The sequence below is a fragment of the Streptomyces sp. NPDC056883 genome, assembly GCF_042788835.1.
GTDB classification, from domain to species: Bacteria; Actinomycetota; Actinomycetes; order Streptomycetales; family Streptomycetaceae; genus Streptomyces; species Streptomyces stoeckheimensis.
In genome coordinates this window covers 170,800-190,754 of the sequence record NZ_JBHUBS010000016.1, presented here as the reverse complement: position 1 = coordinate 190,754, position 19,955 = coordinate 170,800, and the positions used below count along the sequence as shown (strand labels likewise).

Annotated in this window: 27 protein-coding genes; 16 read left to right on the top strand and 11 right to left on the bottom strand. The window is 71.8% G+C overall.

Translation table 11 applies throughout. The features are described 5' to 3' along the window. Positions 1–113 precede the first annotated feature (113 nt). Positions 114–428 carry a hypothetical protein gene (locus ACFRU2_RS32100; RefSeq protein WP_382978824.1) on the bottom strand — a complete coding sequence of 105 codons (315 nt, stop codon included), beginning with the start codon at positions 426–428 and terminating at the stop codon, positions 114–116. A gap of 229 nt (positions 429–657) precedes the next feature. Here ACFRU2_RS32100 and ACFRU2_RS32095 point away from each other — a divergent pair, with 229 nt between their 5' ends. From ACFRU2_RS32095 to ACFRU2_RS32070, 6 genes are read left to right on the top strand one after another with little or no spacing between them, the layout of a single operon-like run. Beyond that, on the top strand, positions 658–1,443 hold the full coding sequence (locus tag ACFRU2_RS32095) for a hypothetical protein (RefSeq protein ID WP_382978822.1): 786 nt from the start codon (positions 658–660) through the stop codon (positions 1,441–1,443). After that, positions 1,440–2,636, top strand: a complete 1,197-nt coding sequence (locus ACFRU2_RS32090) for a YcaO-like family protein (RefSeq protein WP_382978821.1) — start codon at positions 1,440–1,442, stop codon at positions 2,634–2,636. Before ACFRU2_RS32095 ends, ACFRU2_RS32090 begins: the two co-directional genes overlap by 4 nt. Then, positions 2,633–3,385 (top strand): TfuA-like protein, encoded by a 753-nt coding sequence (locus tag ACFRU2_RS32085; protein ID WP_382978819.1) that lies wholly within the window; start codon positions 2,633–2,635, stop codon positions 3,383–3,385. The genes ACFRU2_RS32090 and ACFRU2_RS32085 overlap by 4 nt, the downstream gene beginning before the upstream one ends. After that, positions 3,292–4,074 (top strand): aKG-HExxH-type peptide beta-hydroxylase, encoded by a 783-nt coding sequence (locus ACFRU2_RS32080; RefSeq protein WP_382978817.1) that lies wholly within the window; start codon positions 3,292–3,294, stop codon positions 4,072–4,074. Before ACFRU2_RS32085 ends, ACFRU2_RS32080 begins: the two co-directional genes overlap by 94 nt. Further along, the gene (locus ACFRU2_RS32075) at positions 4,071–4,688 is read left to right on the top strand and encodes a TIGR02466 family protein (protein WP_382978815.1); all 618 of its coding nucleotides are present in this window, start codon (positions 4,071–4,073) and stop codon (positions 4,686–4,688) included. Before ACFRU2_RS32080 ends, ACFRU2_RS32075 begins: the two co-directional genes overlap by 4 nt. 35 nt (positions 4,689–4,723) lie before the next feature. Next, complete coding sequence (locus ACFRU2_RS32070; protein WP_382978813.1) at positions 4,724–5,167, top strand: hypothetical protein; 444 nt, start codon at positions 4,724–4,726, stop codon at positions 5,165–5,167. A 26-nt stretch (positions 5,168–5,193) separates the two neighbouring features. Here the strand turns inward: ACFRU2_RS32070 and ACFRU2_RS32065 are convergent, their stop codons facing one another. Then, positions 5,194–5,994, bottom strand: coding sequence for a Scr1 family TA system antitoxin-like transcriptional regulator (locus tag ACFRU2_RS32065; protein ID WP_382978810.1), 801 nt, complete (start codon positions 5,992–5,994; stop codon positions 5,194–5,196). 159 nt (positions 5,995–6,153) lie between these two features. Here ACFRU2_RS32065 and ACFRU2_RS32060 point away from each other — a divergent pair, with 159 nt between their 5' ends. Further along, a complete protein-coding gene (locus ACFRU2_RS32060; RefSeq protein ID WP_382978808.1) occupies positions 6,154–7,596 on the top strand; it encodes a helix-turn-helix domain-containing protein in 1,443 nt (480 codons plus the stop codon). Positions 7,597–7,786: 190 nt separating this feature from the next. Continuing rightward, complete coding sequence (locus tag ACFRU2_RS32055) at positions 7,787–8,521, top strand: carbonic anhydrase (protein WP_382978806.1); 735 nt, start codon at positions 7,787–7,789, stop codon at positions 8,519–8,521. 260 nt (positions 8,522–8,781) lie between these two features. Here the strand turns inward: ACFRU2_RS32055 and ACFRU2_RS32050 are convergent, their stop codons facing one another. The 3 genes from ACFRU2_RS32050 to ACFRU2_RS32040 all read right to left on the bottom strand — a co-directional run bounded on the left by ACFRU2_RS32050 (position 8,782) and on the right by ACFRU2_RS32040 (position 10,708). Then, the gene (locus ACFRU2_RS32050; protein ID WP_382978836.1) at positions 8,782–9,747 is read right to left on the bottom strand and encodes a DUF1648 domain-containing protein; all 966 of its coding nucleotides are present in this window, start codon (positions 9,745–9,747) and stop codon (positions 8,782–8,784) included. 8 nt (positions 9,748–9,755) lie between these two features. Next, positions 9,756–10,103, bottom strand: a complete 348-nt coding sequence (locus tag ACFRU2_RS32045) for a GntR family transcriptional regulator (protein WP_382978803.1) — start codon at positions 10,101–10,103, stop codon at positions 9,756–9,758. Between the two features lie 434 nt (positions 10,104–10,537). Continuing rightward, positions 10,538–10,708, bottom strand: a complete 171-nt coding sequence (locus tag ACFRU2_RS32040; protein WP_382978801.1) for a hypothetical protein — start codon at positions 10,706–10,708, stop codon at positions 10,538–10,540. Positions 10,709–10,781: 73 nt separating this feature from the next. On the opposite strand from ACFRU2_RS32040, the gene ACFRU2_RS32035 reads away from it, so the two are divergent. From ACFRU2_RS32035 to ACFRU2_RS32025, 3 genes are read left to right on the top strand one after another with little or no spacing between them, the layout of a single operon-like run. Further along, on the top strand, positions 10,782–11,228 hold the full coding sequence (locus tag ACFRU2_RS32035) for an ATP-binding protein (RefSeq protein ID WP_382978798.1): 447 nt from the start codon (positions 10,782–10,784) through the stop codon (positions 11,226–11,228). Next, positions 11,225–11,422, top strand: coding sequence for a hypothetical protein (locus tag ACFRU2_RS32030; protein ID WP_382978796.1), 198 nt, complete (start codon positions 11,225–11,227; stop codon positions 11,420–11,422). The genes ACFRU2_RS32035 and ACFRU2_RS32030 overlap by 4 nt, the downstream gene beginning before the upstream one ends. Positions 11,423–11,424: 2 nt before the next feature. Next, positions 11,425–11,583 carry a DUF6126 family protein gene (locus ACFRU2_RS32025; protein WP_382978794.1) on the top strand — a complete coding sequence of 53 codons (159 nt, stop codon included), beginning with the start codon at positions 11,425–11,427 and terminating at the stop codon, positions 11,581–11,583. A 70-nt stretch (positions 11,584–11,653) separates the two neighbouring features. Here ACFRU2_RS32025 and ACFRU2_RS32020 read toward each other — a convergent pair whose 3' ends face one another. The 6 genes from ACFRU2_RS32020 to ACFRU2_RS31995 form a co-directional block, all read right to left on the bottom strand. Further along, positions 11,654–12,739: a hypothetical protein gene (locus ACFRU2_RS32020; RefSeq protein ID WP_382978792.1), complete on the bottom strand. Its 1,086-nt coding sequence runs from the start codon at positions 12,737–12,739 to the stop codon at positions 11,654–11,656. 266 nt (positions 12,740–13,005) lie between these two features. Then, complete coding sequence (locus tag ACFRU2_RS32015) at positions 13,006–14,805, bottom strand: potassium channel family protein (RefSeq protein WP_382978833.1); 1,800 nt, start codon at positions 14,803–14,805, stop codon at positions 13,006–13,008. Between the two features lie 26 nt (positions 14,806–14,831). Beyond that, on the bottom strand, positions 14,832–15,044 hold the full coding sequence (locus tag ACFRU2_RS32010) for a hypothetical protein (protein ID WP_382978790.1): 213 nt from the start codon (positions 15,042–15,044) through the stop codon (positions 14,832–14,834). Next, the gene (locus ACFRU2_RS32005; protein WP_382978788.1) at positions 15,041–15,298 is read right to left on the bottom strand and encodes a hypothetical protein; all 258 of its coding nucleotides are present in this window, start codon (positions 15,296–15,298) and stop codon (positions 15,041–15,043) included. The genes ACFRU2_RS32010 and ACFRU2_RS32005 overlap by 4 nt, the downstream gene beginning before the upstream one ends. 121 nt (positions 15,299–15,419) lie before the next feature. After that, positions 15,420–16,085: a response regulator gene (locus tag ACFRU2_RS32000; RefSeq protein WP_382978786.1), complete on the bottom strand. Its 666-nt coding sequence runs from the start codon at positions 16,083–16,085 to the stop codon at positions 15,420–15,422. Beyond that, a complete protein-coding gene (locus ACFRU2_RS31995) occupies positions 16,082–17,035 on the bottom strand; it encodes a sensor histidine kinase (RefSeq protein WP_382978783.1) in 954 nt (317 codons plus the stop codon). The genes ACFRU2_RS32000 and ACFRU2_RS31995 overlap by 4 nt, the downstream gene beginning before the upstream one ends. A gap of 278 nt (positions 17,036–17,313) precedes the next feature. On the opposite strand from ACFRU2_RS31995, the gene ACFRU2_RS31990 reads away from it, so the two are divergent. The 5 genes from ACFRU2_RS31990 (at position 17,314) to ACFRU2_RS31970 (ending at position 19,912) form a co-directional block, all read left to right on the top strand. Then, the gene (locus ACFRU2_RS31990) at positions 17,314–17,784 is read left to right on the top strand and encodes a cation:proton antiporter regulatory subunit (RefSeq protein WP_254381299.1); all 471 of its coding nucleotides are present in this window, start codon (positions 17,314–17,316) and stop codon (positions 17,782–17,784) included. 5 nt (positions 17,785–17,789) lie between these two features. Then, entirely contained in the window at positions 17,790–19,043 is a 1,254-nt protein-coding gene (locus ACFRU2_RS31985) for a cation:proton antiporter (protein WP_382978832.1), read from the top strand. Next, positions 19,040–19,294, top strand: a complete 255-nt coding sequence (locus tag ACFRU2_RS31980; protein ID WP_382978781.1) for a hypothetical protein — start codon at positions 19,040–19,042, stop codon at positions 19,292–19,294. The genes ACFRU2_RS31985 and ACFRU2_RS31980 overlap by 4 nt, the downstream gene beginning before the upstream one ends. Positions 19,295–19,398: 104 nt before the next feature. Further along, positions 19,399–19,563 (top strand): hypothetical protein, encoded by a 165-nt coding sequence (locus tag ACFRU2_RS31975; RefSeq protein WP_382978778.1) that lies wholly within the window; start codon positions 19,399–19,401, stop codon positions 19,561–19,563. A 49-nt stretch (positions 19,564–19,612) separates the two neighbouring features. Further along, positions 19,613–19,912 (top strand): hypothetical protein, encoded by a 300-nt coding sequence (locus tag ACFRU2_RS31970; RefSeq protein ID WP_382978775.1) that lies wholly within the window; start codon positions 19,613–19,615, stop codon positions 19,910–19,912. Positions 19,913–19,955: the final 43 nt, after the last annotated feature.

Sequence of the window (19,955 nt, the reverse complement as noted above, 5' to 3'; positions counted from 1 at the left end):
TTTCTTCCGTGGGCCCTTCCCTTTTCCTCTATTCGTGTTTTTTGTGTCGGCGCTTTTGCTGTCCTCTTTCCTGTCCCCCCCCCCCCCCCCCCCCCCCGCGCCGCGGTGGCGGTTCAGCTGTCGGTGACGGGGGCCTTGGCCGGGTCGAGGAAGACCTTGCTGGCCCGGACGAGGCCGGTGACCTCCTCGGTGCCGGTGAGCTCCTCGACCGCGCCGTCGGCGGTGGCGATGCCGCCGCGGGTCAGCGTGACGGTCACCTTGGCGCTGAGGGCCATGTCCTCCTGGACGGCCGCCTCGTGCATGGCGGCCGCGCCGACGAGGCCCTTGTGCACCAGGTCCATGACGTGGGCGACATCGTCGGGGTTGAGGTCGATCCCGGCGATGTTCGCCTTCTCCTCGTCGGTGGTGTAGCGGGTCACTGCGTCCATTCCTTGCCTCCCGGTCGGGTGGGGTGGGTGGATCGTGGTGAACCGTAGGCCGCCCCCGGTCGCGAGCACAGGCACACTTCGCCCAACTACCGCCCCATCACAGATGGTTTGCCGGGAGGACGTGCAATGCCACATCCCCGGGCGGGCCTCCCGGCGGGCACCGTGGGCGGGTGATGGTGGGCGGGTGCCCGGCCCGCCGAAGGGGCCGACCGAAACGGAAGGCGCGCGCATGCCCGCAATCCGCACGTCACCCCCGCCCCAGCTGATGGACGACAAAGCCGTCGAGCAGATGCTCGGCGCCTTCTACCGGACGCCGCGGGCCGGCGGCCTCGACCGCCTCGCGGGCGGCGGCGGCCCGCTCGGCTTCGACATCACCGCCGCCTGCCGCCTCCACGCTCTGATCAGCCTGTTCGGGTGCGACGGGATCATCGAGACCGGCTGCCACCTCGGGGACACCACCGAGTACCTCGCCCGCGCCTACCCCCACCTGCCGGTTCGGGCCTGCGACCTGGACGAGCGGCGCGCCGCCTTCACTCGAGCCCGCCTGACCGGCCGTAGCAACACGGTGGTCCGCCACGGTGACTCCGGCCGGCTGCTGCCCGCCCTCCTGTCCGGGCTGGAGCGGCCCCTGGTGTTCCTGGACGCCCACTGGGGCCCCGACTGGCCGCTGCGCGCCGAACTGGCCACGCTGAGGGACGAACGGGCGGTCGTCATCGTCGACGACTTCCACATCGGTCACCCGCGGTTCGGCCACGACACCTACGACGAAGTGGTCTGCGGGCCGGAACTCATCACCGCCGCCCTTCCCGATCTGGGGCGGATGTTCGTGGGCGACGTCGAGGCCGACTACCCGCTGCCGTGCCTGCAGAGCGGCCGGCGCAGCGGCACCGGAATCATCGTCCTGGGCCTCGACGACACCCCGCTCGCCGTGCACCCGTGGTTCGCTGAGGTGCCGCTGCACCCCAGACCCGTCCTGCCCGCCTGGATCTCCGCTTTGGAGGTGAGCGGTCGGTGAGCGTGCTGAGCAGCAGCGTCCGCGAGGTAGCGGCGGCCGAAAGCTGCCGGCGTGCCTGGCCGGTGGCGCAACAGCTGGGCGTGAGCCGGGTTGCCGAGACCACGTACCTGGACCGGATCGGTATCCCGGTCTTCGCCGCGGTGCGGCCCGGCGCCGAGCTGGTCGTGGTGACCGCCGGGAAGGGCCTGCACCCGGACGAGGCGCGGGCGGGGGCGCTGATGGAGGCCGTCGAGCAGGCCGTTGCCGCACAGTGCGCGCCCACCACTCCCTTGCGGTGGGCCTCACCCCGGGAGATCGCCGGGGAGGGCGGTGTGCTGCTCGGTGCGTGGTGCCCGCGACCGGAGAAGCCGGTCGACGTCGACCAGGAGCTGCCGTGGATCACCGTCCCCCGTCTCGACGGGGCGGCGGATCTCGCCGTTCCCGCCGAGCTGGTCCTCACCCCGCCTCCGGCCGAAGCCACCATCGGCCTGTTCGGGTCCACCACCACGGGACTCGCCTCCGGCAACAGCCGTACGGAGGCGGTACTGCACGGGCTGTGCGAGGTGCTGGAGCGCGACCTCACCTCGCTGATGAGCGTCGCCGACACCTCCGCCCTCGTCGACCCCGGGACCCTGCCGTCCGGTCCCGCGCAGCTGTACGAGCAGATCCGGGCGGCCGGGCTCGGGGTGTGGCTGCGGTGGGTGCCGGCGTACGGCGGGCACTACATGGCCTGCCTGATCGACGACCCGGACCGGGCGCACCCGCTGTACTGCAACGGCGGATTCGGCTTTCATCCCCTGCCCGAGGTCGCGGCCGTCCGCGCGCTGGCCGAGGCCGCGCAGTCCCGCCTGACCTACATCCAGGGCTCCCGGCACGATCTTCCCGACAGCTACGCCGCATTCGCCGCCATGGCCCCCAGTGGGCGCGACCGCTGGCGCGAGCAGCTCCTCGCCCGCCACAGCGCGCCGGCCCCGGCGGCGCCCTTCCCCGCCGACCGGCCTCGCCCCGGCCCGACCTCCCCGGACGGGCTCCTGGAGGAGCTGCTCGCGGCGGTCGGGGAGGCGGGCCTCGGGCCCGTCGGGGTGCACACGTTCGCGCCGCTGGCCGCGCCGTTCCACGTCGTGCGCGTCGTGGTCGCCCACGCCGAGCACTTCACCGCGCATACCCGCCGGTTCGGCCCCCGCCTGGCCGCGCACGCCCGGAGGCACCGATGACCCCACCGCGCACGGCGCCGGTGCTGGATGTGCTGGTCGGCCCCACCGGGCACGGTCTGCCGGCCCGTCTCCTGTCCCAGGACGGCGTACGCCTGCACCCCCCGGCCCGGCGCGGCAGCATCGCCGCCCTCGTCGAGCACCTGCCTCCCGGCCGCATCTTGCTGGTCGATGGGCGGTACGACGACGTGCCCGCCGTCGGCCACCGCGAGATCCTCGACGCCATCGCGGCCGGCTGGCAGGTGACCGGCCTCGGCTCCATCGGGGCGCTGCGCGCCGCCGAACTCGACGGCTTCGGGATGTCCGGCTACGGGCGCGTCTTCGCGCACCTGCGGGACAGTGGCGCCCCGGACGACGAGGTCGCCCTGCTGCACGGGCCTGCCCCCGACTACCGGCCCATCACCGAGGCCCTGGTGGACCTGCGGGCTTTCGCCGAGCACCTGGCGGACGCCGGGGTCATCGGCCGGGCCGCAGCCTGCGACGCGGTCGGCGCTCTGGCCGGCCGGTGGTTCGGGGACCGCTCGCTGCCCGCCCTTCTCCACGCAGTCGAGGCCACCGCCGGCCGGAGCGCGGCCGCGGCCGCCCGTACCTACCTGCCCCGCATGCCCGCGATCCGGTGGAAGTCCGCCGACCTCACCGCCTACCTCACGGAGCAATCATGGACACGGTCACCGGCACCATCCCGTTCGTGCCCGCGTACTGCGGCGGCTGGCCCGGACTCGACGACCGTCTCGACCCACAGCGGCTGCTGAGCGCCGCGGCCGCCACCCGCATCGCCCGCCGCAACAGCACCCGCCCCTCCCCCACACCCCGGGAGCCGGCCGACCCGGCGGCCGTCCTGGACCCGGAGGAAGCCGTACGGATCCGGGCCCTCGATCTCCCCGAGCCGCTGCCCGACGGCACCCTCACCCCCGGCCAGGCCGAGCAGGTCCACCGGACGGCGAGCGTCATCGGCCGCCTCGTCCCCGCGTGGGCTCCGCTGATGTCGATGCTGCCGATGCGGTACTTACCGATGCCGGCCGGGCGCGGCGCCGTCAGCGCGTCCTGCTTCGCCTGGCCCCAGCACATCCTGCTCGCCGAGGGCGCGTTCGCCGGCCCTGCGGTCCTCGCCGAGCAGGTCCTGCACGAGACGTTCCACCAGTGGCTCTACCTGTGCGAGGAACTTGCGGCCCTCCAGCACGCGGGCTGCACCCACCGGATCACCCTGCCCTCGGGCACCAGCGGCCGCAGCCCCGCCGAACTCCTCGGCGCCGCCCACGTCACCTGCGGACTCGCCCGCCTGTGGCCCCTCCTCGACGTTCCTGCCCCCGTGCGCGAGCAGCGCCTGGACCACCTCGCCGCCTACCGGCACGGCTGCCTTGCCCTCATCGAGGCCGCCCGCCCATGCCTGACCGAACACGGCCACGCCCTCGCCGACCGAATCCTGGAGGTACCTGCATGACCACCACCGCCACCCCGCCGCTCGCCGGCGGATTCTGGGGCACCCCGCTCTACACCCGCTCCGTCGACCCCGACCCCGCCGTCAACGACGCACTGCGCGACCTGATCCTGGAACGCACCCGAAGGGTGCCGAGCTCGGCCGTCGGCGTGCGGGACGCCGACAAGACGACCTCGGACGTACTGCGCTGGGAGCACCCGGCTGTCGACCAGCTCCGCGGGTGGATCCTGGACGCCGTGGGCGCGCTGAACGACCACGTCGGCGCCGGGCGGAACGCGGCCGGCCAGGAGCAGCAGATGGTGGCCGAGGCGTGGGCGGTCGTCTACCGGCCCGGGGGTCTTCACCAGCTCCACAGTCACCACGACGCCGCCTGGTCCGGCGTCTACTACGTCTCCACCGGCCATATGACCGAGGGCACCGGCCTGCTCGAGTTCGTCGACCCCCGCCCCGGCGCCGCCGCTCGGCAGCCCGACCGGTCGCCCCTGCACACGCTCACCCCGGCTCCGGGGTTGCTCGTCGCTTTCCCCGCCTGGCTGCGGCACTGGGTCACCCCCTACCAGGGCGACGCCCAGCGCATCGTGATCGCGTTCAACGTCGGCTTCACCCAGACCCCCTGACCGCCGCCCCGACACCCGAACCTGAGGAGCCGCACGTGATCACGTCCCTGTGGGAGAGCCCCGTCCTCACCGCGGAGTTGACCGGCGACGTACTCGCCCGAGTCGCCGCCGATCCCCGCATGCTGCCCGACCTGCTGCCAGCCGGACATCCGGGGCGCGACCTGACCTGGACCAGCCGGACCGAGCAGTGGAACGGCGGATATCACGCCGGACTCCGCCACGGCACCGGAGCCTGGTGCGCCCTGCTCGTCCTCGACGCCCGAACCGACGCTCCCGGGACGCTGTCCGGAGCGGTGATCCTCCACGATCCGCGGGCCGGCTCCGCCAACGTCGGCCTCCCCGGCCTGCCCTGGGGCCGCCCGGTGACCCTGACCACCCGCCCCGGACTCCTCGCGGTCGTCCCCGGCTGGCTGGGCTGGCAGGTCGCACCAGTCCTCGCCGAGGACGAGCGCACCGTGCTGACCGCGGACACCGCATAGCCGCCCGGCCACGCGGCGGCCACACTTCACGCCGCCAGCACCCGGAAGTCGCAGGCGGCCTGCCACAGCTCCTCGAAGCGGGCGGCCGTACGCCCCTTCCGGTCGGGGCTCAGACTGGGCCGCCCGTCCTCTCCCTCCCGGGCCGTTAGCGTGAGCCGGCCGCCGTCCAGGACCGCCACCGAGAATCCCGCTGAAGCCCGGAGAGCACGATGCCCGGCCAACACCCGGACCTCCACCGGGGCATGCAGAAGCCGCCGGTGCTGCTCCCGCATCACCTCCGGGCCGCCCACGCCGGGGGCGAGCGCCCCCTCGCCGAGCAGGACCCGCACCGCCCCGGAGCCGGTCTGGAGGAAGCGCTGCTGGCGCAGGCGCATCAGCCACAAGCGCCGGTCGGCCTCCGCACCGCTCACCGGCCCGAGCAGCTCCCGGGCGTAGCTCGCGGTGCGCAGCACTGCCGGAAGGACCTGGGGCATGTACACGGCCCGCAGCCCGGCCGCCTCCACGTCCAGGTAGTCCCGACAGCTCGCATCGGCCACGTCGGCGAAGGAGTGGTAGACGCTTCGGCCCTGGGCGAGCCTGGTCCACTCCAGGAGCCGGTCCCGCTCCGGGCCGTGGGCCTGGTAGAAGTCCGCGAGCCGGGCGACATCGTCCACCGAGGCGCGGTGGCGTCCCCGCTCGATCCGGCACAGCTTCGACGTGCTCACGTACAAGGTGGTGGCGACCTGCTCCAGGGTCAGGCCCCGGGTACACCTGAGCTGTTCGAGGTGACCCCCCAGACAAAGCCGGGCCACCGTCGCGTTCGGCGGGTCATCATGGAGTACGGGCATTGCAGCCTCCATCCCCTCGGTAGCAGCCCCGCCCCGGCGTCCAGGCGGCGCTCCTGCCGCCAGAGTCGGCCGCCGAACAGCCCGCTTCCAGACGAGGGCCCTATAGGACGAGCACGTACCGCTGACATCACGTCACCGTCCATCTACAGTGGGTGCGCCATGTCGTCCGGCCCCAAGGGGGTCCTCGTGCGGCCCAGCCCCTTCACCCCGTTAGACGTCCCCGATGGCCTGTGGACCCGCTCCGACATCGAACAAGCACTCCAGGCACGCGACGTCGGCCGCCTCTTCGTCTTCTTCCGCCGGCACACCGGCGCCAGCCAGACTGCCCTCGGCTGCCGGGTAGGAATGAGCCAGTCCGACGTCAGCGCCATCGAGCGCGGCCTACGACAGGTCAAGACCGTAGAGGTCCTGGACCGGATCGCCGACGGCCTGTCGATTCCCGCCACCCTGCTCGGACTGGCTCAGGACGATCACGGGCAGAACTCGGACCACGGGAAGCATCCCGATGCCCCCGCTCCGCCAGCCTGGGCCACTAGGGTGTCGGACGAGACCGAGGAGGACGACGTGCGGCGTCGCAACCTGATGACCGGCGCGCTGGGGCTCGGCGCGGCACTCATCACCAGCAGCCCTTCCGCCGAAGCCACCCCGTCGGCACCTCCCGAAGAGCTCCTCGCCCGCGCCCTGTTCGAACCCGCAGTCGGCCGACCCGTCGCCCTCACCCAGCTGGGCACCAGCCTGGCGGCCGCCCGCGAGGAATTCACCACCGCGCAGTACGTCCGCCTCGGCCGGCGACTGCCCCACCTCATCGCCGCCGCCGAAGCAACGCGGGACGCCGCCACCGGCCATGAGCGCGAACGCGCGAACACCATCGTCGCTCGCGCCTACGTACTGGCCTCCGAAGTCGGCGCCAAAGGCCATTCGGAAGTCGCCATGGTCGCCGCCGACCGCGCCCTGCTCGCCGCCCGGGCCAGCGGAGACCCCGCCCCCATCAGCGACGCCGCCCGCGCCGTGGCCATCACCATGCGCCGCGCCGGCCAAAGCCGCCTCGCGGTCGACTTCCTCACCCGCACCGCCCTCACCCTGGACGCCGAACGCGGCCTTCCGCAGGCCGACGCCCTGGCCGCCCGTACCTGCCTGCTGCTCACCGCCGCGTACACCGCGGCCACCGCACAGCGACGCTCCACCGCCATGGACCTGCTCGACGAAGCTGAAGCGACCGCCGCTCGAATCCCTCGCGACGGCCGGCCCCTTGGCCTCTTCGTGATCGCGGCGAGCCCCGCCGAGTGCGCGATGTACCGCATCAGCACCTACAACGCCCTGGGCACCCCCGACGACGGCATCACCTACGCCAGGGGCGTGGTCACCGCCGACCTGCCGACGGCTGAGCGGCGCGCCCGCTACTGGACCGACGCCGCCCGCATGTGGCACGCCGCCGGCGACCCCGTGCGGGCATACAAGTCGCTGTGCGCCGTGGAACGCGAGGCTCCCGAGGAAGTCAGGCGGCCTGCGCTTCGGGCCCTGACCACGGACCTGCTCTACGGATCACACAAGCTCGTCGGCATCAGGGAGTTCGCCCAACGCACGGGGGCCACCGCTCTCTGACCGATCGAAATCGACGGCTGCGTCGGCGACCGCGAAGGAACCCCAGCTCCTCCGGCCAGGGGCAGTCGGTAGCGCGGCAACAGCCCATGCCGACCTGGAACGGGGAGTTTGTCCAAGACTTCTTCAAGGCCCGCCCAAGCCCGATGCGGCAGCCTGCGCACCGGCTGCGCTACGCCTAGTTTGTCCCTGCATGACAGGTAGCACTGAAGGTTCCGCCCCCATGGGGCGGCGTCGGTTCGTGCGGGCGGGGCTGACGGGAATGGTGATGATGGCCGTCGGGCTTGCCTCCGGGCCCGCTGCGACCTCGACCACGCCCCGCGCTGATGAGAAGGGTCCGCGTCCCAGGACTCCGGAGTCGGCTCTGCGGGAGCTGACGGCGGGTAATGCGCGGTGGCGGACGTTTCACGAGCGCAATCCGGATCGGACTCGGGTCGTGCGGCAGACCCTGGTGGCCGGGCAGCATCCGTTCGCAGCGGTACTGGGCTGCGTCGATTCCCGTGTTCCGCCGGAGCTGGTCTTCGATCAGGGTCTGGGTGATCTCCTGACGGTGCGCTCGGCGGGCTCCGTCCTGGACGAGGCAATCTTGGCCAGCATCACGTACGGGGTCTTGGAGTTAGGCATCCCGCTCGTCGTCGTCCTGGGGCATCAGTCGTGCGGCGCGGTCACCGCCGCCGTCCAGGCGGTCCAGGACGGGCAGGCGCTGCCCGGTCACATGCAGTACCTGGCAGAGCAGATCCGTCCGGCGATCGACCCGGCGCTGCAAGGGCTGGCGAGGCTGGATGCGGCGATCACCGCGAACGTGCGGCTGGTCCGCTCGCGCCTGGCCGCCGAGCCTGACCTCGCGCCCAGGGTCATGGCGGGTGGGCTGGCCGTGGTCGGGGCCCGGTACGAACTGACCAGCCAGCGGGTCCACCGGATCCATTGACCCGCCTCACCATGAAGCTCTCGGCAGGCCCGCACCCGCTCGACTTGCAGAGTTGCGCAACTCGCTAGTTCTAAATTCGGTGGATGAGGTCGCCGTGTAGCCGAGTCCGAGGAAGCGGCGCTGGAACGGGTCCGCATGGCGCGGGCTCGTACCCAGTCTGCGCAGGAGGCTCACGTTTGCCTTCGAGGGGGCGCAGGCCGTGGAGGAGCTGTGGGACGCGCTGCGTGCGATGGCTTGAATGTGGTTGGTGGCCGGTGTCGTCATTCAGGGCGCCCGGCGGAAAGGGTGTTGAGGAGCGCCGCCCCCCGCTCGGCGTCATCGACGCTCACGGCGAACTCGGCTCCCTTGCGGGGGTGGACGACCAGGCAGTCGCCGGCGCGGAGCATCACGGTGGTGCCCAGACCGCTGAGTCGGTACCCCCAACCGCCGACCTGGGCCGGAGTCCGCGACTCGGCGCGGGAGGAGTCGATGTCCTGCGGCGCCCAGCGCCGCACCGGCCAGCCGAGCGGGCCGAAAGCCACCTCCAGGCCCTTCTCCGTCACGCGCGCCTGCACGGAGGAGAAGGCCAACGTCAGGACCGAGGCGAGCGCGAAGGGGGTGACAACCGCCCACTGCATGCCGGTAAGCAGGCCGCACGCTGCGGCGAGGACGGCGGCGAGCGCCGCGACGCCGGTGACGGCCGCGACGAGGTGCAGCCAGGGATTCGTGGTGCGGGAGAGCCAGACGAAGCGCTCCCCGGCGGGGATCTCCATGGCCGCGCCTCCGCTGGCTTCGACGGCAGGGGAAGGCAGTTCGCCGCGCCGCCCGGCGCTCCAGCCGAGCGCGCCGACAGCCAGCGCGGCCACGAACGTCAGGGTGATTCCCAGGCTTACAGAGCCCGCCTCCCGCCAATCGGCGCGGTCCAGGTTCGCGCGGACTATCGACGCCTGGATGCCCGCCATGAAGACGCCCGTGAACGCCAGGGTCGCACCGGCCCACGACGGGGTCGGCGCATTCATGCGCCGCGTCGTGAGGATGGTCCCGAGTGCCAGCGCGGCCCATATGAGGGCCGGGAACGCGGAAGCTGCCCACAACGGCATCGACCCGTCGGGTGCCTCGCCGCCCCAGTGCGTGGCCACCCGCTCGGGCAGCCGGCCGCTCGTGGCCAGGGGCAGCGCGGCCAGCAGTGCGAAGACACCTGCGACCCACACGGCCGCCCCCCACCTTGCGTCGCCCGGTCGCTTCATACAGTCAGTCACGAAAGCCCCCTGATCAATTCGATGAGATCGCTCTTGCTGTAGCCCAGCCGTGCCGCCTCGGCCACCAACTCGCGTGCCCGCTCGAGCAACTCGGACCGTTGTCCCGCGCCCTGGGCCACGGTGACCCCGCGGCCTCGGCGGAACTCCAACACCCCCTCGTCCCGCAGCGCCCGCAGGCCGCGGAGCACGGTGTTGGCGTTCACCCCCAGCGCCAGGGACAGATCCCGGGCCGATGGCAGCCGATCTCCCGGCACACACTCGCCTTCGCCGATGGCGCGCCGGATGGCTCCCGCCACCTGCTCATGGAGAGGCCGGCTGTCTGTCGTGTCCAGTCTCAGCAGCATGATGCTAGTGAAAGTAGCACCAAGTCCTTCATGAGGGAGGCTTGCGGGCGGACCAGGGCCGCACTTGGCAGGTATGGCGCCCTCCGGCGGCGTCAACACTGGAGGGCGGCGAGAGCGCGATATGGGTGTCAACACCCATATCGCGCAGAGCGGCGACCTGGAATAGTGCCCATCCGTCCGGGCCGACGATGGCCATCTGGCGCCCCCGAAAGGGCCCTCACTCTCCGCTCGACGCAATGGGCGCCCGTCACCCGGCCGCGTGTCGGCCTTGATCGACCAGATCCGTCCGGCGATCGACTTCACCGCTCAGGGTGCGGCTCGGCGGACGCGGACATCACCCGTGATGGGGGCCGGTACGAACTGACCAGCCACCCGACCATCGCGAACCGGTCGGCGGGCCCGCAGCCGCTAGACTTGCAGAGTTATGCAATTTACTAGTTTTGTAGTCGGTGGACGGGGGTCGCGGTGTGGCCGGGTTCGAGGAAGCGGCGCTGGAACGGGTCCGTGTGGCGCGGGCTCGTCTCCGTGCTGCGCAGGAGGCTGACGATGCCTTCGAGGAGGCGCAGGCCGCGGAGGAGCTGGAGGACGCGTTGCGCGTGGCTCACGATCACGGAGTGGCCACCGACGGGGACAGCCGGTGAAGCCGGTGTCACCGCCGGCTCGTCCGAGGCGGCGGTGATGGCCCGGCACCCCAGCGGGCAGCCGGCCGTCGAGGTCCGCAAGCACGTGTGGGCGGTGCCGCTGGTGCCGGGCTCTGTCCGGGCCGCGCGCGAGCGCACCGAACGCTCCCTGGTCCTCTTCGGCCTGGAGAGTTCCTCCGCGCTCTTCGGTGCCGTGCTCCTGGTGGTCAGCGAGCTGGTGACCAACGCCGTCCGGCACGCGCAGCACTCCCCGGACGCGGAGGTCACCGTCCACATGGCCGAGCATCTGCTCGTGGTCCGTGTCGGGGATCTGGACCCGCGGCCGATAACGCTGGCCGATGCTGGCCGGACCTCCGGTCAGGGGCTGCGCACGGTGGCGGAGCTGGCGCGCGCCTTCGGCGGCGACATCCGTATCGAGCCCTCCGCCGGCGGGCGCGGCAAGGCGGTCGTCGTCCGCTTCATTCTGCCGGAAGGAACACCGTGACCAGCAGCAGCCAAGGGGCCGTCCAGTTGTACGAGATCACCTACCTCGGCACCGGCCGCGAGCCCGAGGTGCGTACGGTCGAGGTCGGGGAGGTCGCGGCCGTCATCGAGCACGCCGGCGAGCACGGCATGCAGATCCTCGTCCGCCCGTGCACCCGCCCGCCCCAGGAACCGGACACCAGGAAGGAAGACTGATCATGACGGACCACCCGACCGGGAAGGACTCGGCGGCGGACCATGAGAAGTGGAAGGAGAAGGGCGTCGCGATGCGGGCCTTCTTCTACATTTTCGGCACGCACGTGTTCGCCGGGTTCATCTGGCTGCTGTTCTACCTGGGCCAGCACGCGCAGAAGTGAGACCGGCACCCGCCAAAGGTTCGACTCCGGCCTGGGTGCCGCCGCGTGAGCTCGTGCGGGCGGTGGATACTCAGCGGCACAGGAGGTTGCGGATCTGGGTGATGCCTGTCCCCGGCTTCCCGCCGGCACCGGTGAACAGGTCGGACAGGTCCTCGCTGGTCCGGCCAAGGGCTTCGTTGACCGGCCCGGTGACCGCCAGCCACGGGTTGCGCGGATCACTGTCCTCCGTGAGCGGGCTGATCCTGTAGGTACCCGTGTCGAGCTCGACCACGCGGAAGCCGACCTTCCACTGCTTGCGGCGGCCAGTGCCGGCCGCCTGGCCGCCGAGCGTGAGACCGATCATTTCTGTGCGCGCGCCCGTCGGCCCCTGCACGACGGCCTGGGTCAGCATCTCGCCGGCCCTGACACAGTTCTGGATCCCCTGGAAATAGGTCGACTGCTTGCCGCTGTCCCAGTCGATGACGATGTCCTTGTGGCTGCCGTTCTTGATCGCGATGGTGCGCACCGTCGGGTTCCAGGCGCTGTCCAGGGCGTGGACCCAGAAGTGGCTTTCCCCGTCGGCGTCCTGCTTGCCGGGTACGGGGACGAATGAGGTGAGGAGGCCGATCCCGTCGAGGGAGGGCCAGTCCTCGGCGACGGGCAGGTCGTTCTTGAGGATGGTGTCGGTGTGGGCTCCGTCGTGCTGGATGGCCGTCTTGCGGCTCATCAGCTGTCCGTCCTTGACGTGGAATACCCACTGCTCGCTCTGCCCGTCGACGTTCTGCCGGTCCGGGACCGGCAGGAAGCAGGCGAGGCGGCCGATGTCCTTCAAGGACGGCCATTCGGTCACCGGACGGGCCTGGCGCACGATGCTGATCTTGCGGTCCGGGGCCGGTCCGGCCTCGACGAGCAGGTATTCGGCAGCCTTCGCCATCAGCTGGGCGTTGGCCGCATCCAGCACCACCTGCTGCCCGAAGACCCAGTACCGGCTGGTGTCGTTGACGAACTGGTAGGTGGGCACAGCCAGGACAGCGCGCAAGCTCAGGTACGGCACGAGGTGGCGCACCGCCGTGGCGACCGGGTCGTTGTGCACCTCGGGCCCGTTCGGATCGACGTGGAACACCTCACCGCAGAACAGGGAAGGGCCGGCAGGGGAGGCGGAAGCCGTTGCGTTCATGGGCACCTGCTTTCTCAGCGAACGAAGCGACGCTCTGGCCGCGTACCACGCGCGCGCCCACCCTAAAGCGGTCCAAACCAGGTGAATCGATCCTTCTGGTGGGCATCGCGCGCCGCAGCCACCCGTCGCCGCCTTTCTCTCCCTTCCGCTGGGTGCAAGGGCGGACGGAGCAAAGCCGGTTCGCCTTCCCCGGTCTTGTGGCCGCAGGACCGGGTTGTGTGCGGCCGAGCCCTCTGCCTCGGTCGGGTCTCGTGGTGCGGCGGCGGTCAGTGGGCCGGGGTGGCCTGCGGTCGATGGCTGAGGAGTTCGGCGAGGCCTTGGCGGGTTGCGGCGATGACGACTCGGTCGTCGGGCCCGAGGAGGTGCCCGGGGTGAAGGTCGAAGAGAAGGCCGCTGACGTGGCTCTGGCCGTCGAGGCGGGTGGCGCGTAAGTCGGGGCGCCGGTCGGCGGGGTCGGTGGTGTCCAGGGCGAGGATGCGCCAGTGGCCGGGGTTGAGGGTGTCGGCGATGGTGCGGCCTTCGAGCTGGGGCAGGCCGGCCACGTCGATCGCGGCGAAGAGCAGCACCCGGCGTTCGACGGGTATGGCGCCCAGGATCTGGCGTCCCATCATGGCTGCGGCGAAGGCCGGGGCGGCCAGGGAGGTGACGCTGCGGCTGCGGGTCACCGCTTGGGGGTGGGCGGTGCGCAGGGTGCGGTGGACGGCGGTGGCGAATTCGTCGTCGTACAGGCGCAGTGCCACGCGCAGGTCGGAGTTGGTGGTGCGGGCGCAGAGGATGGCTTCGAGGTTGGTGGTGTCGGAGCTGGTGAGGGCCAGGAGGGCGTGGGCGCGGTGGATGCGGGCGGCTTCGAGGATGCCGTCCTGGGTGGCGTCGCCGAGGATGACCGGCACGCGCAGGCTCCGGGCGAGGGGGATGCCGCGGGCTTCGGGGTCTTCTTCTACGCAGACGACGGGGATGTCGAGTTCGCGCAGGCGGGCCAGGACGCGGGTGCCGATCTTGCCGAGGCCGAGCAGGACGATGTGATCGGTGGTGCCGCGCGGGGGCCTGCGCAGGGCGGAGGCGCTACGGAAGGATCCGGATGCCTCCAGCACTGCGGCGACCAGGACGGGGAGGAGGAGCAGGCCGACGAGGCCGGTGAACAGCTGGAGGAGCTGGCGCTCGACGGGGTCGTCGACGGCGGGGTCGTTGATGGAGAAGAGGTCGAGGAGGGTGATGTAGGCGGAGTGGGCGACGGGGTCACCGGTGGTGATCTTGGAGGTGATGGCGATGGCGATGACGGCGGCGGTGAAGCCGGCCAGTGACCAGCGGACCCGGCGTGAGAACAGCTCCATCACCGGCAGGCGGGCGGCACTGAGCCTGCCGGGTGCGGGCGAGGGGGCGGTGTGCGAGACGGCTTCGAGGACGACGGCGCCGCGTTGCGCTGACTGTGCGATCTCCATCGGGGCGGGCAGGAGCCGGGGGCCGGCCGGCCCGCTGGCGTCCGTTCCCTCGGTGCCGTCGGGGTCCTCGGTGGTGGAGGAGAGCAGGGCCAGTGTGCACAGGACCGGTTCGGTGGCCTCGCGCCGCTGCACGGGGGTGCGTTCGATCGCGCGGAACAGCAGGCCGTCGGCCTGGAGGACCTTGCTCGTCCCGGCGACGACGGTGGCCGCCAGTGCGGGGGCGGCGGTGTCGGCGTCCGAGAGGACCGTGATCGTCGAGTCGCCCGCCTGGCCGCCGGCCACCACTGAGGCCTGGTCGAGGAGTTCGGCGAGGTAGCGGCCGAGCTTGCGGTTGTAGAGGCGGATGACGAGGCGGACCCGCGGGTTGATACGGCGGGCTGCCAGCGCGGCCCGGATGTTGAACTCGTCGTCCTCGTAGACGAGCGCGACCGCCGCGGCGTGGGCGGCGCCCGCTTCCCGCAGGGCCGCCGCGTCCGCAGTGTCGGCTTCCACGACACGGGTGGTGGCAGGGGGCTGGGGGCCGATGGTGTCGGCGTCGGGCACGAGAAGCGTGACGGGCTGGCGGTAGATGTCGTGGAGTTCGCCGGCCAGTCGTACGGCGAGCGCGTCGTCACCGCAGACGATCATCAGCCCGGGTATCGGGGCGCCCTGGTTCACCCTGCTCTCCTGGTCCTGTGCCGCAGGCGCTGCCTCAACCCGTTGCCCGCCTCGCCCACCGCGATCAGGAGCACTGCGGACGCACCGCACCCCACCAGGGTCACCGGCTGGCCCAGAGCCGCGCTGAGCAGCACCAGTACGAGGGTGACGACGGCCCACCACACCAGGAGGGAGCCCGTCTGCCGCCGCCAGTTCCGTATCCCTCTCACGGGGCACCCACTCCCGGGGTGCCCGCCGTCGGCAGGGGCGTCCGGGAGTGCTCGTACCCAGGGGGGTTCCACGGTTCGGGGGCGGGAGGGGCCGCGAACGGTCCGGCCCGGTTGGCCACGAGGATCAGCATCGTCCCGACGAAGAGCACGGTGATGACGATCAGTGCGAGGCCGACGGGGTTGCGCGGGTTGTAGTAGTAGCGGTTGGTTCCCCACGTGCTGCGTTTGAAGACGGGCTCGGCGTCGTGGTGCACAGGATTTTCCCCCCGGGTCGAAAGCGATTGGGCGCCCCACCGCACGCAGGCGTGATGCGCGGGCGGGCCGGATGGCTTGCGGACGTTGGTCTGTCCCCGGTGAGCACCGGGGCGACTACGGCTAGGGCTCGATCAGGCCGACGCGGATGGCGTAGCGGGTGAGTTCGAGGCGGTCGCGCAGGCCGAGCTTCTGGAGCAGGTTGGCGCGGTGGCGCTCCACGGTCTTGGGGCTGATGACGAGGAGGTCGCCGATCTCCTTGGAGCTGTGGCCTTCGGCGACGAGTTTGAGGATCTCCTCCTCGCGTTCGGTGATGGCCCGCTCCGGGATCGGGCCGCCGGTGCGGGCGCGGTCGAGGTAGGTGCGGATGAGGGTGCTCTCCGCACCCGGGTAGATGAAGGGTTCGTCGCGGAGCGCGGCGCGGCAGGCTTCGACGAGGTCGCGGTCGGCGACGGATTTGGGGACGTAGCCGGAGGCGCCGGCGCGCAGGGCTTCGAAGAAGTACTGCTCGTTGTCGTACATGGTGAGCATCAGGATCCGCAGGCCGGGGCGGATGCGGGCGAGTTCGCGGGCGGCCTGGAGGCCGGTCTGGCGGGGCATGGCGATGTCGAGGACGGCGAGGTCGATGTCGAGGGTGCGGGCCTGGGTGACGGCTTCGGCGCCGTCGGCGGCCTCGGCGACCACTGTCAGGTCGGCTTCGGCGTCGAGGATGAGGCGTACGCCTCGGCGGACGAGGGTGTGGTCGTCGGCGAGCAGGATGCGGGCGGGCCCGCCCTCCGGCTGACTCATGCTGTTGCCCCCGTGGTGTCGTGGATTTCGAGTCGGACCTGGGTGCCGCCGTGCGGGCTGGCCCCGACGAGGAGTTCGGCGCCGATCAGCAGGGCGCGTTCGCGCATCCCGCGGATGCCGGCGCCCTCGGGTGCGTCCCCGAGCCCGTGGCCGTTGTCGCGGACCAGCAGGCCGACGCCGCCGCGGGGCAGCGGGCGCAGGTGGACCTCGACGCGGGTGGCGCCCGAATGCCGGGCGGCATTGGTCAGGCCCTCCTGGGCCACGCGGTAGAGGACGAGTTCGGTGGCCGGGTCCAGGTGGGGCAGGCCGGGGGTGATGTGGGCGGTGACACCCAGGCGCGGGGTGGTGAACTCGGCGACCAGCGAACGCAGCGCGCTATGAAGGCCGAGTTCCTCCAGGACACCGGGGCGCAGCCGGCGGGCGATGCGGCGGATCTCGTCCAGGCTGGCGCGGGTGGTCTCCTGGGCCTGGTGCAGATCGCTGCGCACGGGCTCGGGGGCGCGGTCGGCGGCGTGCTTGATCTGGAGGAGCACGGCGGTGAGGGTCTGGCCGATCTCGTCGTGGAGCTCCTGGGCGATGCGCTTGCGTTCGGCCTCCAGCGCGGTCAGCACCCGGCCGCTGCTGGTGGCGCGCTCGGCCTCGAGCCGGTCGAGCATGGCGTTGAAGGTCCGGGTGAGGGCTGCGACCTCCCCACCGCCGGTGACCGCCGGGCGGGCGTCGGGCTTGAGGAGGTCGGCGGTGGCCATGGCCCGGTTCAGCCGGGCGAGCGGGGCCAGCCCGACCTTCAGAAGGACCGCGTTGATGACGAGCATCGCGGCCAGCCCACCGAGCAGCACGAGCGCCTCCCCGAACAGAACCGGCGTGGAAACGGTGACCGGACCCAGCAGCAAGGCCACCGCGACAGCCAGCACACCTGCGTTCAACAGGAAGATCCGCCAGTACAACGACACGGCCACACGCCTTTCCAGCCGGTCCCCCAGCATCCTCCACGGCCGCCCGGCCTCCCCGCATCCAGGCGCTTTGACCTGCGACGGAGCCCACTTCCCCGCCCCATCCTCACGCCGATAGAACGCTGCTGTCCATCCGTGCCGGCACCCATATTTCGGACACGCGGAAAGTGGCACGATGGGCCCCGCCGAGCGGCTTCTCCTGCCCGAGACCAGTGTCCGCCGCAGCGGCGTCACGTACGAAAGCGAACACGAGGGGGACAGCTGTGCCTGCTCCACGGATGAGCACCACACCACTGCCCGGCATCGGGGTCCAGTACGACCTCACCACCCGCGAACACCGCCACCTGTCCGTGGTCGCGCACCGCGACGGCACCCGGACCGTGAACCTCTACCGGGCGGATGACCCCGACGCCTGCGCGCAGTCCCTGCACCTGACCGGTGCGGAGACGGCCTCGCTGATCGACGCGCTGATGCCGGCGCACCACAGCCCGAACGTGCTGCACACCACCGACCTGGGGCTGGTGGCCGAGCGGATCGAGCTGTCCGCCCACTCGCACTGGAACGGACGGGTGCTGGGCGAGACCCGGATGCGGACCGAGACCGGGGTGTCGATCGTGGCCGTGCTGCGCCGCGCGGAGGCCCGCCCTTCGCCCGCGCCGGACTTCCGCCTGGCGGGCGGGGACACCCTCATCGTGATCGGCACCCGCGAGGGCGTCGACGCGGCCGCCGCGATACTCGGTCGGGAGTGACGCCTGTGCACTCCGCTCTCTTCCTGATCGAGTTCGGCGCGATCATCCTCGGACTGGGCCTCCTCGGCCGGGTCGCCGGACGGCTGAAGTTCTCCCCCATCCCGCTCTATCTCCTGGCCGGCCTCGCCTTCGGTACCGGCGGACTGCTGCCCATGGGTGCCAGCGAGGAGTTCGTCGCGATCGGCGCCGAGATCGGCGTCATCCTGCTCCTGCTGATGCTCGGCCTGGAGTACACGGCCTCGGATCTGGTCTCCAACCTCAAGACCCAGTACCCGGCCGGTCTGGTCGACTTCGGCCTCAACGCCGTACCCGGCGCCGTCGCCGCCCTGCTCATGGGCTGGGGCCCCGTCGCCGCGGTCGTGCTGGCCGGCGTCACCTGGATCTCCTCCTCGGGAGTGATCGCCAAGGTCATGGGCGACCTGGGCCGGGTCGGCAACCGCGAAACCCCGGTCATCCTCAGCATCCTGGTCCTCGAGGACCTGGCGATGGCGGTCTACCTGCCGATCATCACCGCCCTCCTCGCCGGGGTCAGCCTGGCCGCGGGCAGCGCGACCCTGGCCATCGCCCTCGGAGTCGCCGGAGCGGTCCTGTTCATCGCCGTGCGCTTCGGGCGCCACATCTCCCGTTTCGTCTCCAGCGACGACCCCGAGAAGCTCCTCCTCGTGGTCCTCGGCCTGACCCTGCTGGTGGCGGGCATCGCCCAGCAGCTCCAGGTCTCGGCGGCCGTCGGCGCGTTCCTCGTCGGCATCGCCCTCTCCGGCGAGGTCGCCGAGGGCACCCACACCCTGCTCAGCCCGCTGCGCGACCTGTTCGCGGCCGTGTTCTTCGTCTTCTTCGGCCTGCACACCGACCCCGCGAGCATCCCGCCCGTCCTCCTGCCCGCGCTCGCCCTCGCCGTGGTCACAGCGGGTACGAAGATCGCCACCGGGTACTGGGCGGCGAAGCGCGCCGGCGTCGGGGTCAAGGGGCGCTGGCGAGCCGGCGGCACGCTGGTCGCCCGCGGCGAGTTCTCCATCGTCATCGCCGGGCTGGCCGTCACGGCCGGTATCGAGCCCGCGATGGGACCGCTGGCGACCGCGTACGTGCTGATCCTCGTGGTGATCGGACCGCTGACCGCCCGCTACACCGAACCCGTGGCCGCATGGGTGTCCAGCCGCCGCAACCCGCCGGGCCCGGCCGCCTTGGCCGCGGTGCCGTCGCAGCCCAGATCGCCGGAGGACGTCAAGGACCAGGCTCAGGATCCGGCCGGCCGCGCGTGAGCGAGGACACCTGGGCGGCGATCACCAGCCGGGAGACCGTGCTGCTGCTCGCCTCCCTGGCCGTCTACCTCGGCGGCGCGGTCGGCTTCGCCCACCGCCTGCCCCGCCTCCTGGCACGTCACCCGGGCTGGCGCCGGGACACCGAACACGACCCGGTCTCCAGCGCCCTCACCCTGACCGTGCTGATCGTCCTGTGGCCGGCCACCGCCGCCTACCTCGCTTTCAAGATCACCGCCCGCGGCGATCGGTGACCCGCCTCGCCTGGAGGCGGAGAACCTCGATGCGGGCGCGGACGGGCGGTCGAGGGGGCGCCTCAGCTGCCCCGCCTTCCCCGGCACCGAACAAGGAGAAGCTCATGTCGCAAGGACGGATCGGATGGGTGATGGCCGCCATCGGCGCTCCTCTCGCCCTGGCCGGTGTGGCGATGTACTTGCTGCCCGGACCTGGCGTCCCCGTTTTCATCATCGGCGCGGCCCTGCTCGTCACCGGCCTCGTCATGGCCGCAGCCGCCCGCCCGTGACACCACTCACTTTCTTGCCCTGTCCTGACACCCAGAGGAACTGACCGAGATGACCTGGCAGTGGATCGGCCTGACGATGTTCTCCCTCACCCTGCTGCCCGCCGGGCTGGCGATCGCCGCCGGTCGGGTGCCGGCCCGCCTGCCCGCCAGGCTCAGACCCCCACGGGCCTACGGCTGGGCCGTCCTCGCCCTCTACGCCACGGCACCCCTCAATGCGGTTCCGCGACTGACGGGGGCCTCGCCGCAGTTCAGCCTGGCCTTGACCGCCGTCGCCGGAATCGTCGCGGTGGCCGGATGCCTGCTTGCCGCCCTGGCCTCCCTTCGAAGGGCCGGGGATGGCGCCCGATGACACCGGAGTCCTCTCCGGGCTTTCGACCTGATCGGACAAGGCC

Bases quoted from the DNA above. Each gene is read 5' to 3' on its own strand.
- ACFRU2_RS32100 (WP_382978824.1), bottom strand. From the start codon at position 428: ATGGACGCAGTGACCCGCTACACCACCGACGAGGAGAAGGCGAACATC.
- ACFRU2_RS32095 (WP_382978822.1), top strand. From the start codon at position 658: ATGCCCGCAATCCGCACGTCACCCCCGCCCCAGCTGATGGACGACAAA.
- ACFRU2_RS32085 (WP_382978819.1), top strand. From the start codon at position 2,633: ATGACCCCACCGCGCACGGCGCCGGTGCTGGATGTGCTGGTCGGCCCC.
- ACFRU2_RS32080 (WP_382978817.1), top strand. From the start codon at position 3,292: ATGGACACGGTCACCGGCACCATCCCGTTCGTGCCCGCGTACTGCGGC.
- ACFRU2_RS32075 (WP_382978815.1), top strand. From the start codon at position 4,071: ATGACCACCACCGCCACCCCGCCGCTCGCCGGCGGATTCTGGGGCACC.
- ACFRU2_RS32065 (WP_382978810.1), bottom strand. From the start codon at position 5,994: ATGCCCGTACTCCATGATGACCCGCCGAACGCGACGGTGGCCCGGCTT.
- ACFRU2_RS32060 (WP_382978808.1), top strand. From the start codon at position 6,154: ATGTCGTCCGGCCCCAAGGGGGTCCTCGTGCGGCCCAGCCCCTTCACC.
- ACFRU2_RS32055 (WP_382978806.1), top strand. From the start codon at position 7,787: ATGACAGGTAGCACTGAAGGTTCCGCCCCCATGGGGCGGCGTCGGTTC.
- ACFRU2_RS32050 (WP_382978836.1), bottom strand. From the start codon at position 9,747: ATGAAGCGACCGGGCGACGCAAGGTGGGGGGCGGCCGTGTGGGTCGCA.
- ACFRU2_RS32045 (WP_382978803.1), bottom strand. From the start codon at position 10,103: ATGCTGCTGAGACTGGACACGACAGACAGCCGGCCTCTCCATGAGCAG.
- ACFRU2_RS32035 (WP_382978798.1), top strand. From the start codon at position 10,782: ATGGCCCGGCACCCCAGCGGGCAGCCGGCCGTCGAGGTCCGCAAGCAC.
- ACFRU2_RS32025 (WP_382978794.1), top strand. From the start codon at position 11,425: ATGACGGACCACCCGACCGGGAAGGACTCGGCGGCGGACCATGAGAAG.
- ACFRU2_RS32020 (WP_382978792.1), bottom strand. From the start codon at position 12,739: ATGAACGCAACGGCTTCCGCCTCCCCTGCCGGCCCTTCCCTGTTCTGC.
- ACFRU2_RS32015 (WP_382978833.1), bottom strand. From the start codon at position 14,805: ATGATCGTCTGCGGTGACGACGCGCTCGCCGTACGACTGGCCGGCGAA.
- ACFRU2_RS32000 (WP_382978786.1), bottom strand. From the start codon at position 16,085: ATGAGTCAGCCGGAGGGCGGGCCCGCCCGCATCCTGCTCGCCGACGAC.
- ACFRU2_RS31990 (WP_254381299.1), top strand. From the start codon at position 17,314: ATGAGCACCACACCACTGCCCGGCATCGGGGTCCAGTACGACCTCACC.
- ACFRU2_RS31975 (WP_382978778.1), top strand. From the start codon at position 19,399: ATGTCGCAAGGACGGATCGGATGGGTGATGGCCGCCATCGGCGCTCCT.
- ACFRU2_RS31970 (WP_382978775.1), top strand. From the start codon at position 19,613: ATGACCTGGCAGTGGATCGGCCTGACGATGTTCTCCCTCACCCTGCTG.